Genomic DNA, 14,241 nt, shown 5'->3' on the forward strand with positions numbered 1-14,241 from the left:
AAAAAATGTATCTTTTTTATCTCATTACGCATTTAGTTTGTGCCATTATCTTTATAGGATATGTATTTTTTGATGTTTGCATATATCCATTTGCCAAAAAAACGATAAACCCACAAACTCTTGAAGCTGTCAAAAAAGCCTACACAAAAGGCAGTGCAAAGGTTTTTGGCACGGCATTTTTGCTACTTTTGATAAGCGGGGCATATATGGCAAAGGACTATCTTGGAGGTGATCATGGTTGGTGGCAGAGCAACTTTCAAAAGCTTTTGCTAGCAAAGATCGCAGTTTTGCTTCTAATGTGCCTTATCACTTTCATCTCTGTTTTTAATGTCACTATCTTAAAAAAGCCAGATCCATTTGGTAAATTTTCACATCTCATAGCTCTTGTGCTTTGTCTGATAATGGTCATTCTGGCAAAACTTATGTGGTGGCTTTAGCAAAACTTGACCGTAAATTTAAAGCACAAAATTTACAGCCAAGCCTAAATAAATTTAGTCAATGCTCTTTAACTTATCTTTATTTAACCCCTCTTCTATGCGCTTGATCTCTTCGCTTCCATCTCTTACGACACTTTTGTCGTATTTTAGATACTCATCTATCTTTTTTGGATACTCGACATGAGTTAGGATAAATTTAAAGACATTTAGCCTTGCCTCTTTTTTATTGTCGCTTGAGACGATCACCCACGGCGAGATGCTGTTGTGAGAGGCAAGTAGCATCGAGTATTTGGCGATGGAGTACTGATCCCAAAGCTCTTGCGCTTTTTGATCTACTGGAGAGATCTTAAACTGCTTTAGCGGGTCGTTTAGACGCTCTTTAAAGCGCTTTTTTTGCTCCTCTTTTGTGATCGAGAGGTAAATTTTAAAAAAAATGATGCCTGAGTTTATGATCATCTCTTCAAATTTTGGCACTTCACGCAAAAATTCTTTATGCTCAGCCTGCGTGCAAAAGCCCATCACTGGCTCAACCCCAGCCCTGTTGTACCAGCTCCTATCAAAGATCACTATCTCGCCAGCGCTTGGCAGATGTGTTACATATCTTTGAAAGTACCACTGCGTCTTCTCGACGTCGCTTGGTTTTGTAAGCGCTACGATACGGCAACCACGTGGATTTAAATGTTCTGTTAGGCGCTTTATCGTGCCGCCTTTGCCAGCCGCGTCTCGACCCTCCATTAGCATGAGCACCCTAAGCCCCTTGTCTTTGACATGATTTTGGAATTTTAAAAGTTCTATCTGAAGCAGCCTTAGCTCTTCTTCATAGCCAAGTTTATCGCTCTTTTGGTGCTTTTTATCTTTTGACATCATCGCTCCTTTTAAAAATTTCACGCTTTTTCACGATTTTACTATAAAATAGAATAAATTTAAGAATTTAGACTAAAATCATCTCTTTTAATTTAGCAAGGATTAGCATGTTTTTTAAATTTATTTTTTCTCTTATTTTGTTTGCAAGCTCACTTTTTGCCGAGGTTTTAGATGTTAGCAAGGCATTTGTTTTAAGCCCAAGTATCGACGAACAAGGCGTTGAGATCAAGTTTAAATTTGGTGAAAATATCTATCTTTATAAAGATAGCTTTGAGGTTAAGCTTGGCGAAGAGAAGATAAATTCTTTGCTAAATATGCCAAAGAGTGAAAACGCTGGCGAATACGAAATTTACCCAAAAGATTTTTCACTGTTTATCCCGCTAAATTTAGTAAAAGAGCATCTTAAAAACGGCAACGCTAGGCTAAATTTAAGCTATCAAGGTTGCGCTAAAAATGGCATTTGTTACCGCCCACAAACTAAAATTTATGACATCTTTGAGAAATTTGGCAAATTTAGCATCATAGCCTTTGAAAAAGAGCAAAAAGATGAAATCAATCCTGAATTTACCGAGCTTTCAGAAGATCAAAGCATCGCCGATGAGCTAAGCAACAAAAACTTTTTTATCTCGCTTGCGACATTTTTTGGCTACGGCCTCCTACTCTCGCTCACACCTTGCGTATTCCCGATGATACCGATCTTATCAAGCATCATCGTCTCAAAGGGCGGCAGTCTAAATGCTAAAAAAGGCTTTTTGCTTTCGCTAGTTTATGTAGTTGCGATGAGCCTTGCTTACGCGCTTGCTGGCGTTGGAGCAAGTCTACTTGGCTTTGGCATCGCAGGGGCTTTGCAAAACATCTACGTGCTCGGCGCATTTGCGACCATTTTTGTCATCTTAAGTTTTAGTATGTTTGGCTTTTACGACATCAAGCTGCCCTCTAAATTTGAAAACTTGATCAGCAAAAAGTCACAAAACAGCTCAGGTCTCATCGGCGTTTTCATCATGGGCTTTGCCTCAGCGCTCATCGTCTCGCCTTGCGTGGCAGCACCACTAGCAGGCGCACTTCTTTACATAGCGCAAAGCGGCGACGCACTTTATGGGGGCATCATGCTCTTTGTCATGGGGCTTGGCATGGGCGCACCGCTTCTTGTGATAGGGCTAAGCTCTGGCAAGCTCCTACCAAGACCTGGCGGTTGGATGGATGAAGTTAAAAAACTCTTTGGATTTTTGATGCTCATCATGGCCGTTTGGATCCTTGCACGCGTGCTTGGAGCGTTTTTTGAGCTACTTGGTTATGGCGTCATAGGCGTCTTTGCAGCCATTTATCTTGGGGCGTTTGAGGCAGCAAATAACGGCTGGGCTAAATTTAAAAAAGCACTTTGCATGCTAGCTTTTATCTACTCTTTCATGCTAATAATTGGCGCATTTTTAGGCTCAAAAGACGCATTTTCGCCGCTTTCTGGGCTAAATTTAGCCAAAAACGAGAGCGAGCTAAATTTCAAACAAGCTAAAAATTTAAACGAGCTAAATGAGATGATAAAAAGCTCAAACAAGCCAGTGCTGGTGGATTTTTACGCCGAGTGGTGCGCGAGCTGCAAAGAGATAGAGCATATCACTTTTAAGGACGCTGGCGTGAAAAATGCTTTGGCAAATTTTACGCTTATTCGCATCGACGTGACAAGTGGCGGGGTGCAAAATGATGAGATGTTAAGAAATTTTGAGCTCATCGATCCGCCTGCACTTCTACTTTTTAAAAACGGTGAAGAGCAAAAATCACTTAGAACGATCGGCTTTATAAATGCTAAAAATTTCATAGCAAAGATTGAGAAAATTTAGACTTTAGTGGCAAATTTAGCTGTGATTTGTAAATTTATCAGCCAAATTTCTCTAGGCTTTGCAGACCTTGTAGCTAACTAAAAATGTAGCAAATAAGTAAATTTATATCGTGCGGCAGCGTGAGTAAAATCGCAAAAGCAAAACTTGCAAATTATCTTAAATTTATTAAATTTTAAGTTCATCTAAGATATCGCTTGCAAATTTATCATTTATAGGCTTCCAAGCTGGGTTTCTATCTTTTGAAATAACATGAAAGCCAACCGCCTTTGCAAGCTCTGAAATTTCAAACTCCATTCTATTTAGTCCATCTTTACTCATTGACCTTGCAAAAAACTCCCCAAGTTTATAGATAATAAATGTAAAAAGAATACGCAATAAAGAAGCGGATAAAATAGGATAGTGACATTGAATTTGATAAATTTGCGTTTGGCTACTAAAGCCACCATTTATAGATATTTTGGTGGCTAAGATAGATGCTCGTTAAGATAAGCGGAGCAAAACCCTATATAAATAGGTAGGATGAAATTTGTTTTGATAAAAGCCTAAATTTATAGCCCTTATCAAAACGCTTAAATTTAAAGCCAAAATGGCTAAATTTTAACTCTCTTTTCTCTTACTTTTTTGATCTTATTTTTAACTAAATGAAATTTTGAAGCTGCAGCCGAGCATAGATCCTTGTAGGTAACTAAAATTTTTGACTCTTTTTTAGTGCAAATGACTGCAAAAACGCTCTCAAGGTCGATTCTCTCTTTTTGTGTTAAATTTTCCATCTATTTTCCTAGCAATTTTCTCATCTTATTGACAACAAATAATATTTCATCATCGTCAAGCTCACATAGCAGTTTGCAAACAGCAGCAGCAGCTTGCGGCTTTGAGTTACCAAGCCTCCAGTCCTGATATGTCCTCATCGGCACGCCAAGATCCTCTGCCATTTTTGCTTGTGAAATTTTCTTACCGATATTTTTTGCCTCAACTGCATTGTGAAGCAAATTAAATATATCACTTGTTTCAATCATTGAAGAATTATACGTTATTTATCATTAAATATACCTAAAATATTATATAAATAATATAAAATAGTATATAAATATCAATATTAAGTATTAAATATACTAAAAATTATTTATAATATACGTTAAAACGTATAAAAATCTTTTAAATTTTTGAATAAAATTAGAAATTTCGGGTTTTTATGTTGAAGTTAAATTTCTTATTTTGTTTTAAATTTTATTTCTTTTTACGCAAAGCTTATAATATAGGCATTAGAAAAGTTTAGTTATATAGGCTAAATATATATAAATAAATTTTTTTAACTTATATACTTGACATTGATAAACTAAAGTTGTATAATCCGCTTAGCAATTAAAAAGAAAGAGTGCTAAAAGTGAGTAAAACAAATAAACGCGATTTGATACTAAATTCTATCATTGAAGCCTATTTGCAGAACAATGCGCCTATTGGCTCAAACGAGCTTGGCTCTCGCATGAGCGTGGCGATACCAGCATCTACGATACGTGTTTATTTCAAAAAGCTTTCAGATGAGGGTGAGATCACAAAACTTCACATCAGTGGCGGCAGGATCCCAACTATTGCTGCGATGAGGAGATATTGGAGCGAAATTTTTGCTGAAAGCGACATAAATTTAGAGATAAATGATCCAAGAAGCTTAAAGATGCTCTGTGATAAATTTGAGCTTTATTGTATGATTTTTGGCACGATCGATAAGGAGTTGCTAGAAATTTTAAATTTAAATGATAGGTATCTGGTTTTAAATTTTAGTGGCGATGAGATCGTTATCAAATTTGATGCTAGGATGTATAAATTTTTAAACAACCTTATCGGAGTTAGTTTAGACAAGCTTGAGCTTATCTGCTCTCAAGTTGGCTTAAGCGAACTAAAAAACAAGATAAGAGAGCTTAAAAGAACTAAAATTTACTTCCAAGAAAATGAAATTTTAGCCTTTGATATGTTTAAGGATAGACGCTTTAAGATGGTTTTTGACCCAAGTTTTAGCTTGCAGATGGATGAAGAACTTACATTTTCTCCTATGTTTGATGAAAATTACATGGGGCTTAAATTTAAAGCAAACTACCTTGGTAGCGAGGCGCAGATGATCTGCGCTGGCAGTGTTTATACTGATTATGTGAAATTTATAAATCTAATAAAGGAGGCCGCGTGAGCGAAGAGGTAAAAGAGCAAAATCTGCCTGAGGTCGAGCCTGTGCAAGAGGCAGCTAGCGATAGCGTAAATTTAGACGCACTTGGCGATATCTCAAAAGTTGAGAAGCTCGAAAAAGAGCTTGGCGAGATCACTGATAAATATTACAGAGCAAATGCTGAGTTTGAAAATATCAAAAAGCGTTATGAAAAAGAGAAAGCAGACGTTGCAAGCTATGCAAATGAGAAATTTGCAAGGGACTTGCTACCAGTCATCGATGCGCTCGAGATCGCTGCAAATTTTGACCCAGAGGATGATGAATTTGCTAAAAAGATCAAAGAGGGCATTTTGATAACGATAAATCAGTTTAAGAAATGTTTTGAAAAGCATGGCGTGAGCGAGATCGCAACTGATGCCGAGTTTGATCCAAATGTGCATAATGCCGTTTTAAGGGTCGATAGTGAGGAGAAGCAAAGCGGTCAGATCGTGCAAGCTTTACAAAAAGGCTATATGATAAATGGTAGGGTTTTGCGCCCAGCTATGGTCAGTGTGGCAAACTAAATTTAAAAAATAAATCTAATAAAGGAAAAATATGTCAAAAGTTATAGGTATAGACTTAGGTACAACAAACTCTTGTGTGAGCGTTTTTGAGCGCGGCGAGAGCAAGGTTATCCCAAACAAAGAGGGTAAAAACACAACTCCATCTGTTGTTGCTTTTACGGACAAAGGTGAAATTTTAGTAGGTGATGTTGCAAAACGTCAAGCAGTTACAAACCCTGAAAAAACGATATATTCTATCAAACGTATCATGGGTTTGATGAGCAATGAAAAAAATGCTGAAGAGGCAAAGGCTCGCTTACCATATCATGTTGTAGATAGAAATGGCGCTTGCGCGGTTGAGATCGCTGGCAAGGTCTATACTCCGCAAGAAATTTCAGCAAAAATTCTTATCAAACTAAAAGAAGACGCTGAAGCATACCTTGGCGAGAGCGTGACAGACGCGGTTATCACAGTGCCTGCATACTTTAACGATAGCCAAAGAAAGGCTACAAAAGAAGCTGGAACGATCGCTGGTCTAAACGTGCTTCGTATCATCAACGAGCCAACAGCTGCGGCACTTGCTTATGGTCTTGATAAAAAAGATGCTGAGAAAATTTTAGTTTATGACCTAGGTGGTGGTACATTTGACGTTACAGTGCTTGAAACTGGCGATAACATCGTTGAAGTTTTGGCAACTGGCGGTAATGCATTCTTAGGTGGTGATGACTTTGATAACAAGATCATCGACTGGCTAGTAAGTGAGTTTAAAAATGAAACTGGTATCGATCTAAAAGGCGATATCATGGCACTTCAACGCTTAAAAGAAGCCGCTGAAAATGCTAAAAAAGAGCTAAGCTCAGCTCAAGAGACTGAGATAAATTTACCATTTATCACAGCTGATGCGACTGGCCCAAAACACCTTGTCAAAAAGCTAACTCGCGCTAAATTTGAAGGCATGATCGACTCACTTGTGGGCGAGACTATCACTAAGATAAATGAAGTCATCAAAGATGCAGGTCTAAGCAAGGGTGACATCAAAGAGGTCGTAATGGTCGGTGGTTCAACTCGTGTGCCACTTGTTCAAGAAGAGGTTAAAAAGGCATTTGGCAAAGAGCTAAATAAGAGCGTAAATCCAGATGAAGTCGTAGCTATCGGTGCTGCGATCCAAGGTGCGGTTATAAAAGGCGACGTAAAAGACGTGCTACTTCTTGACGTTACTCCACTTAGCCTTGGTATCGAGACACTTGGCGGCGTGATGACTAAGATCATCGAAAAAGGCACAACTATACCAACTAAGAAAAGTCAAGTTTTCTCAACTGCAGAAGATAACCAAAGTGCCGTTACTATCATGGTTTTACAAGGCGAGCGTGAGTTTGCAAGGGATAACAAATCACTTGGTAACTTCAACTTAGAGGGTATCCCAGCAGCTCCAAGAGGCGTGCCTCAAATAGAAGTTGAATTTGACATCGACGCAAACGGAATTTTAACCGTTTCAGCAAAAGATAAAGCTACTGGCAAAGCCCAAAACATCACTATCTCAGGATCAAGCGGTCTTAGCGAAGATGAGATAAATAGTATGGTAAAAGATGCTGAGCTTCACAAAGAAGAGGATAAAAAACGCAAAGATGCAGTTGAAGCTAGAAACCAAGCAGACGCGCTTGTTCATCAAACTGAAAAGAGCATGAGCGAGCTTGGCGAGAAAGTCCCAGCCGATGATAGAAGCAACATCGAAGCTGCGCTAAATGATCTAAAAGAGGTTCTAAAAGACGAAAACTCTTCAAAAGAGCAGATCGATGCAAAAGTAGAAGCTCTAAGCAAAGCTAGCCACAAACTTGCAGAAGCTATGTATAAAAAAGATGAAAACGCTGGTGCAAACGGTGGCAATAAAAAAGACGACGACGTAATAGACGCTGAAGTTGAATAAGACAAAGAGAGCAGGGCACTTGCCTTGCTCTTTTAGCTTATAAATTTAAACCTATAAACACTTTTTAATACACGCTTGCTACATCATCTTGTAAGATGAAAAGTATAAATTTTTAAAATTTAGCCGCGTCTAAAAATTTAAGACCTTCTTACGATCTCTATCCACCTATCAAGCTCTTGTTTCTCGGCTTTTAGCGTGCTGCCTTCGCCGTGTCCTGGATAAAGTGCGAAGTCGCCCTTTAGATTTTTACATTTTTCTAAGCTTTCTAGCATCTCATTTTTATCTGAATATGGAAAGTCCCAGCGCCCGATGCTACCTTTAAATAAAAAATCCCCACTAAAGATCGCGTCTTCTATCTCTATCATCGAGCAACCTGGTGTATGCCCTGGGAAATGGTGAAATTTAAAAGAAAAGTCACCCACCGCAAAGCTCTCATCGCCATCAACTAAAATGTCTGGCACAAAGGTATTTTTCATATAGCCAAAAATGTCACTCTCACACATAAAAGCATCAAATTTATTGATATAAACTGGGATTTTTAGCTCATTTTTTAGCTCGCTCACGTCGTAAATATGATCAAAATGTCCATGAGTGCAAAGTATCGCCTTTAAATTTTGTGCATTTTGCAAAACCCACTCTTTTGCGCCGTCGCCTGGATCTATCACCAAACTTGAGCCATTTTTGGTAACGATGTAGCAATTTGTCCCAAAATCGCCAAAATTTTTATGCATTACTCTCATTTTTTACCTTAAATTTATTATTTCTTAAATATTTGCATCTTTTTACTTAAACTTAAAGAAAAATTTTAAATTTAATTAGTATAATTTTTGCAAAAGGAAGCAAATTTAGGCAAAGGGACAATGAAGGGGTATCAAAAAATAGAAGAAACCTTAGTTTTTAGCTTAAAAGATAAAACTAAAGGTAAAAAGCTACTATTAGGCGTAAGTGGCGGTATTGATTCTGCTGTGGTTGCGACACTTTGTGCTAGAGCAAAACCAGATGAAACTCATGCACTCATCATGCCGACAGCATCATCAAACAGACAAAATATGGATGACGCCTTAAATTTATGCGAAAAATTAAACATAAAATACAAGGTTTTATCCATAGAGGGCATTTTAAATGCCTTTTACGAAACGATAGATGCAAATTTAAGCAATTTAAGAAAAGGGAATTTAGCAGCTAGAGTTAGAATGAGCTTGCTTTATGATTATTCATCTAGTATAAACGCTCTAGTCATCGGCACAAGCAACAAAAGTGAGCTTATGCTTGGCTATGGCACGATATTTGGGGACTTGGCATGTGCCATAAACCCTATCGGTGAGCTTTATAAGAGTGAAATTTTTGAATTTGCAAAACATCTTGGTGTTGATGAAATTTTTATCAAAAAAGCGCCTTCTGCTGATCTTTGGGATGGGCAAAGTGACGAGGGCGACATAGGTTATAGCTACGCTGTCATCGATGAAATTTTACAAAATTTAGAAAATAACAAGGAGCAAGCCATCAAAAAATTTGGATCAAAAGCGGTCTTGGATATAGAAAATAGAGTTGTTTCAAACAGGTTTAAACGACAAATGCCGTTGATAGTGAAAATTTAAAGGATTAAAGATGAGAGAAATTCCGTTTTACAAACCAACTATCACTGAGCGCGAAAGTGAGCTTATCGAAGAGGCTTTGCATTCTGAAAATGCCACTGATACAGTTGCTAAATTTGAAGAAAAGCTAAAAGAGTACTTTGGTGCTAAATTTGTTATCACTACAAACAACATCGCAGCAGCGCACCATCTAGCGCTAAGTGCGATGGACACAAAGCGCGGCGATAAGGTCATCTGCTCGGTAAATGCCTTCCCTAGCGTGGCTCAAGCAGTTAGACATTTTGATGCTGAGCCTATATTTGTCGATATCGATGAAGAGGACTTTAACATCAGCCCAGAAGCCCTTGAAAAGGTGCTAAAAGAGCAAAATCACAAAAAACTAAAGTGTGCTTTCATCTCACACATCGCTGGACAAAGTGCTAAGCTTGATGAGATAAAGGCTATCTGCGAAAAATATGGCATCGTCGTTTTAGATGATGCAAACCGAGGCATAGGTCTTACATATAACGGCAAAAAGGTTGGTTCAGACTCGTTTTTGTCATGCTTTCAGACAAACTCACGCGTGCAAAATCCTATCTCAACAGTTGGATTTTTCACAACAAATGACGAAGAGGTCTATAAAAAAGCAAAACTACTTCGTAACTATGCCCTTGTAAATGGTATAGATAAATTTGGTAGTTTAAGCTACATCTATGACGTTGTTGATATCGGTTTAAAATATGACATAAACTCGATAAATGCGGCATTTTCTATCGCTCAGCTTGAAAAGACAGACGAGCTTATAAAACGTAGAAAAAAGATCGCTGAAATTTACGATAAAGAGCTTAAAGAGTGTCACAACATCACAACTCCAGTCAAAAAACGCGAGCACATTTACACTCAGTACATCATCAAGATAAATAAAAACCGCGACAGCTTTGCTAGAGAGCTTTTGGAGCGTGGAATTCACACTTCGCTGCACTACATACCGATACATTTGCTAAGCTATTATAAAAATAAATATTCGCTTAAAGTAAATGACTTCCCAAATGCTCTAAAGACATATCAACAAGTCTTGTCGCTACCTATCTATCATAGTTTGAGCGACGAAGAGGTGCAATACATCTGCAGCACGGTGAAAGAAATTTCTAAATCTCGTGTTTAAGAAATTTAACATCCTTTTACACTCTTGGGCGAATGACTACTTCTTTCGCCCAAATTTCTTTCAAATTTTACTAGCATTTTTACTTCTGCCACTAAGTCTTGTCTACGCTTTTGTCGTTATTTGCAAGAAATTTATCGCGCAAAAAAAAGAGTTTGGCATAAAGATAATAAGCGTTGGAAACTTAACCCTTGGAGGAAGCGGCAAGACCCCACTTTGCGTCGCTATCGCTAAAAATTATGAGGGCGCATTTATCGTGCTTAGAGGCTATAAAAGAAAGAGCAAGGGCATGCAGGTAGTCGCTCGAAATGGCGAAATTTTACTTGACGTTGCAGCGAGCGGCGATGAAGCGATGATATACGCCACAAGCCTAAAAAACGCAAACGTCATCGTTAGTGAAGATAGAAAAGTAGCTATAAACTACGCCAAAAAGCATGGCGCAAAGTATATCTTGCTGGATGATGGATTTTCTAAATTTGATATAGCCAAATTTGACATTTTGGTGCGCCCAAACCCAGAGCCAAAGCTAAAGCTTTGCCTGCCAAGCGGGGCTTATAGATATCCATTTAGCTTTTATAAATTTGCAAATTTCATCGCACGTGAGGGGCAAACTCACTTTAGAAAGAGCGAAATTTTAAATAAAAGCGAAAAAATGGTACTAGTAACCGCCATAGCAAACCCAGCCCGCCTTGAAGCATTTTTTAGCGAGTGCGTGGGGCAGGTCTTTTTCCCTGATCACTACGACTTTTCAAAAGAAGAGCTAAGTGAAATTTTGCAAAGTTACGGTGCCACTTCGCTTTTGATGACGCAAAAGGACTATGTAAAGGTAAAGGATTTTGGGCTGAGAGTATCGCTTATCACGCTTGAAGTTACGCTAAGCGAGGAGTTTAAAAAGGTTTTGGCGCAGCAAATTTAAGCCCATTTTGTTATAATGAGCCACTTTTTAAAAGGAAAATTTAGGTCAAAATGAGAATTTTAATCACCTCAGTCGCAAAGAAAAAAGAGGCAAAAAAACTAAGCAAAAAGCTCGTGAAAAAGGGACTTGCAGCTTGCGTGAGTAGCTTTAGCGCAAAGAGCATTTATCTTTGGCAAGAGAAGCTTTGTGATGAAAAAGAGCAAATTTTACTCATAAAAACGGACGCAAAATTTAAAAAAGTAGCTAAATTTATAAGAAAGCACCACAGCTACGAAACCCCAGAAATTTTGGCACTTAAGCCAAAAGAGGTTTTTAAAAAATATGAAAATTGGATAAAAAAATCAACCAAAAAAGGCAAAAAATGAGACTAACACCAACTAGAAGCGTAAAAGATGAAAAGGTAAAAAACGTAAATTTAAGCACAGCCATGCTTAGTCCAAGCTCCGCTCACGGCGGACTTTACGCGCCAAAGAAGTTACCAAAGATAACAAGGGCAAAGTGGCAAGAGCTCTCAAGCCTAAGCTACGAAAAGCTCGCACTTCACATCATATCGCTATTTAAATTTGATGTGCCAGAGGCGTTTTTCAAAAAAGCTCTTAAGAGATATGCAAGCTTTGATGATCCAAAGCACCCAGTCATTTTTAAAAAAATAGATAAAAATTTATACGTAAATGAGCTCTATCACGGCCCAACTAGGGCATTTAAGGATATGGCGCTTCAGCCTTTTGGCTCGCTGCTTAGCCAGCTAGCAAAGGAAAGGAGCGAAAGATACCTTATCATGTGCGCAACTAGCGGTGACACAGGCCCTGCGACACTTCAGACTTTTGCAAATGATGAAAATATAAAGGTCGTTTGCCTCTATCCAGATGGCGGCACGAGCGAGGTTCAAAAGCTTCAGATGCAGACCATGCAGGGTAAAAATTTAAAGGTTTTTGGCATAAAAGGCGACTTTGACGACGCTCAAAGGGCGCTAAAAACGCTGCTTGCAAATGATAAATTTAAGGCCGAGCTTAAGAAAAAGCGTCTTAAACTAAGCGCGGCAAACTCGGTAAATTTTGGCAGAATTCTCTTTCAGATCATCTATCACGCCTATGCCTACGCAAATTTACTAAAGCAAAAGGCACTTAAAGCAAACGAGAGCTTTGACATCATCGTGCCAAGTGGAAATTTCGGCAACGCTCTTGGGGCGTATTACGCTAAAAAAATGGGCGCAAAGATCGGCAAGATCAAGATCGCCTCAAACGCAAACAACATCTTGACGCAGTTTTTTACGACCGGCGTTTACGACCTCAGAGACAAAAAGCTGGTTAAGACAATAAGCCCAGCCATGGACATTTTGATAAGCTCAAACGTCGAGCGCTTGCTATTTTATAAATTTGGTAGCGTTAGAACCAACGAGCTCATGCAAAGCCTTGCTAAAAATAAATTTTATAAGCTTAGCAAACAAGAGCTTGAAGCGCTACAAGAGGACTTTGAGGCTAGCTGGTGCGATGATAAAGAGTGCGAGGCATATATCGCAAAGCTCGCAAAGGACGGCTACGCGATTGATCCGCATACGGCTACTTGCTTTAAAATGGTGGAGGCTAGCCGAGTAAGCGTCATCACATCGACCGCGCACTGGGTGAAATTTACGCCAAGCATGATCAAAGCGTGCCAGATAAAAGATATAAAAGATGAAAAAGACGCCTTAGCAAAGACCGCTAAAATCTTAAATGACAGCGTGCCAAGCTCGATAAACTCGCTATTTAGCGCGAAAATTTTGCATAAAAACATCATAAAAGAGGACGAGATCGAAAAGTGCGTCCTAGAATGGATCGAGCGATGATAATCATCCCAGCCCGCCTTGCCTCAACAAGGTTTAGTAATAAAATTTTAAAAGAGATAAACGGCGTGCCGATGTTTGTGGCGACGGCTCTTAGGGTAAGTGGCGTGGACGATGTGGCGGTTGCGGTGGATGAGCCAAGCGTGCTTGGTATCGCCAAGGCTCACGGCATAAAAGCGGTGCTAACTAGTAAAGATCATCAAAGTGGCACTGATAGGATAAACGAAGCGGCGCAAATTTTGGGGCTAAGTGAGAGCGAGATCATCATAAACGTGCAAGCCGACGAGCCATTTATCGAGCCTGAAAATATCGCTAAATTTAGGGCATTTTGCGAGCGAAACAAGGGGAAAGCATTTATGTTTTCTTGCTACAAAAAGATGGACGATGAGTTTGCTGATGATAAAAATTTAGTCAAAGTGGTGACCGATTTTGAGGGCTATGCGCTTTACTTTTCAAGATCGAGGATACCATTTAACAGAAGCGAGTGCAAAAACTACAAGGCGCACCTTGGCATCTACGGATACAGTGTAAAGAGCCTAAAAGAGTTTTGTGGCCTCTTACCTTCAAGCCTTGAAAACACCGAGAAGCTCGAGCAGCTGCGCGCCCTAGAAAATGGCAAAAAGATAGCGATGCTAGAGGTTAAAAGCCAAAGTATCGGTATCGACAGCGAAGAGGACTACCAAAGAGCGCTAGCTAAATTTGGCAAATGAACCTAAATTTGCTCTGTTTGGGCGTTTTGGTTGCCGCAGAGCAAAACCTAAATTGGGTAATGGTTTGGCTGATTTTTTGTCTTTGATTTTGTGGTCTAGCTAAATTTAGCCCTGTTATTGGTTTAAATTTACTGCAAACTTCATATTTTTCAATTTATTTGAATAATTTTGTCTATTTGCTGAGATGTTCTAAATTGCAAACTTGACTGAAGTTTTTTTGATCTCGTGGTCTTGTCCGCACGTTGTTTGGCAAAAAATTGGTTAAATTTTAGTTGCGTTGCTACCTTGGTGCAAAGCTAA

Annotated in this window: 16 protein-coding genes; 11 read left to right on the forward strand and 5 right to left on the reverse strand. The window is 38.9% G+C overall.

Annotation, left to right across the window (positions count from 1 at the left end):
• The first annotated feature begins 5 nt into the window (after nucleotides 1-5).
• Complete coding sequence (locus tag CYP26_RS03185) at nucleotides 6-437, forward strand: trehalose-6-phosphate synthase (protein WP_103630344.1); 432 nt, start codon at nucleotides 6-8, stop codon at nucleotides 435-437.
• Between the two features lie 54 nt (nucleotides 438-491).
• On the opposite strand, the gene ppk2 is transcribed toward CYP26_RS03185, so the two are convergent.
• Entirely contained in the window at nucleotides 492-1,301 is an 810-nt protein-coding gene (gene ppk2, locus CYP26_RS03190; protein ID WP_002942696.1) for a polyphosphate kinase 2, read from the reverse strand.
• 107 nt (nucleotides 1,302-1,408) lie between these two features.
• Between ppk2 and dsbD the strand changes: the two genes are divergently transcribed.
• Nucleotides 1,409-3,136 carry a protein-disulfide reductase DsbD gene (gene dsbD, locus CYP26_RS03195; RefSeq protein WP_103630345.1) on the forward strand — a complete coding sequence of 576 codons (1,728 nt, stop codon included), beginning with the start codon at nucleotides 1,409-1,411 and terminating at the stop codon, nucleotides 3,134-3,136.
• Between the two features lie 165 nt (nucleotides 3,137-3,301).
• Here dsbD and CYP26_RS03200 read toward each other — a convergent pair whose 3' ends face one another.
• The 3 genes from CYP26_RS03200 to CYP26_RS03210 all read right to left on the reverse strand — a co-directional run bounded on the left by CYP26_RS03200 (nucleotide 3,302) and on the right by CYP26_RS03210 (nucleotide 4,152).
• Nucleotides 3,302-3,454: a hypothetical protein gene (locus tag CYP26_RS03200; protein ID WP_258031386.1), complete on the reverse strand. Its 153-nt coding sequence runs from the start codon at nucleotides 3,452-3,454 to the stop codon at nucleotides 3,302-3,304.
• A 272-nt stretch (nucleotides 3,455-3,726) separates the two neighbouring features.
• Nucleotides 3,727-3,906, reverse strand: a complete 180-nt coding sequence (locus CYP26_RS03205) for a hypothetical protein (RefSeq protein WP_103630346.1) — start codon at nucleotides 3,904-3,906, stop codon at nucleotides 3,727-3,729.
• A complete protein-coding gene (locus tag CYP26_RS03210) occupies nucleotides 3,907-4,152 on the reverse strand; it encodes a DNA-binding protein (RefSeq protein ID WP_009294123.1) in 246 nt (81 codons plus the stop codon).
• Nucleotides 4,153-4,520: 368 nt separating this feature from the next.
• Between CYP26_RS03210 and CYP26_RS03215 the strand changes: the two genes are divergently transcribed.
• From CYP26_RS03215 to dnaK, 3 genes are read left to right on the forward strand one after another with little or no spacing between them, the layout of a single operon-like run.
• On the forward strand, nucleotides 4,521-5,315 hold the full coding sequence (locus CYP26_RS03215; protein ID WP_103630423.1) for an HrcA family transcriptional regulator: 795 nt from the start codon (nucleotides 4,521-4,523) through the stop codon (nucleotides 5,313-5,315).
• The gene (gene grpE / locus CYP26_RS03220; protein ID WP_009294121.1) at nucleotides 5,312-5,854 is read left to right on the forward strand and encodes a nucleotide exchange factor GrpE; all 543 of its coding nucleotides are present in this window, start codon (nucleotides 5,312-5,314) and stop codon (nucleotides 5,852-5,854) included. The genes CYP26_RS03215 and grpE overlap by 4 nt, the downstream gene beginning before the upstream one ends.
• A gap of 31 nt (nucleotides 5,855-5,885) precedes the next feature.
• A complete protein-coding gene (gene dnaK / locus CYP26_RS03225) occupies nucleotides 5,886-7,757 on the forward strand; it encodes a molecular chaperone DnaK (protein WP_103630347.1) in 1,872 nt (623 codons plus the stop codon).
• Between the two features lie 137 nt (nucleotides 7,758-7,894).
• On the opposite strand, the gene CYP26_RS03230 is transcribed toward dnaK, so the two are convergent.
• Complete coding sequence (locus tag CYP26_RS03230) at nucleotides 7,895-8,497, reverse strand: MBL fold metallo-hydrolase (RefSeq protein ID WP_103630348.1); 603 nt, start codon at nucleotides 8,495-8,497, stop codon at nucleotides 7,895-7,897.
• A 120-nt stretch (nucleotides 8,498-8,617) separates the two neighbouring features.
• Here CYP26_RS03230 and CYP26_RS03235 point away from each other — a divergent pair, with 120 nt between their 5' ends.
• The 6 genes from CYP26_RS03235 to kdsB are packed head-to-tail and all read left to right on the forward strand — an operon-like array spanning nucleotide 8,618 to nucleotide 13,941.
• Entirely contained in the window at nucleotides 8,618-9,355 is a 738-nt protein-coding gene (locus tag CYP26_RS03235) for an NAD+ synthase (protein WP_103630349.1), read from the forward strand.
• A gap of 10 nt (nucleotides 9,356-9,365) precedes the next feature.
• A complete protein-coding gene (locus CYP26_RS03240) occupies nucleotides 9,366-10,496 on the forward strand; it encodes a DegT/DnrJ/EryC1/StrS family aminotransferase (protein ID WP_103620621.1) in 1,131 nt (376 codons plus the stop codon).
• Nucleotides 10,489-11,409 (forward strand): tetraacyldisaccharide 4'-kinase, encoded by a 921-nt coding sequence (locus tag CYP26_RS03245; protein WP_103630350.1) that lies wholly within the window; start codon nucleotides 10,489-10,491, stop codon nucleotides 11,407-11,409. Before CYP26_RS03240 ends, CYP26_RS03245 begins: the two co-directional genes overlap by 8 nt.
• 50 nt (nucleotides 11,410-11,459) lie before the next feature.
• Nucleotides 11,460-11,774 (forward strand): divalent-cation tolerance protein CutA, encoded by a 315-nt coding sequence (gene cutA / locus CYP26_RS10670; RefSeq protein ID WP_103578738.1) that lies wholly within the window; start codon nucleotides 11,460-11,462, stop codon nucleotides 11,772-11,774.
• Nucleotides 11,771-13,234 carry a threonine synthase gene (gene thrC, locus CYP26_RS03255; RefSeq protein WP_103630351.1) on the forward strand — a complete coding sequence of 488 codons (1,464 nt, stop codon included), beginning with the start codon at nucleotides 11,771-11,773 and terminating at the stop codon, nucleotides 13,232-13,234. Before cutA ends, thrC begins: the two co-directional genes overlap by 4 nt.
• Nucleotides 13,231-13,941: a 3-deoxy-manno-octulosonate cytidylyltransferase gene (gene kdsB, locus CYP26_RS03260; RefSeq protein ID WP_103630352.1), complete on the forward strand. Its 711-nt coding sequence runs from the start codon at nucleotides 13,231-13,233 to the stop codon at nucleotides 13,939-13,941. Before thrC ends, kdsB begins: the two co-directional genes overlap by 4 nt.
• The last annotated feature ends 300 nt before the right edge of the window (nucleotides 13,942-14,241 follow it).

This window comes from Campylobacter concisus, assembly GCF_002913225.1.
In the GTDB taxonomy this organism is placed as follows: Bacteria; Campylobacterota; Campylobacteria; order Campylobacterales; family Campylobacteraceae; genus Campylobacter_A; species Campylobacter_A concisus_J.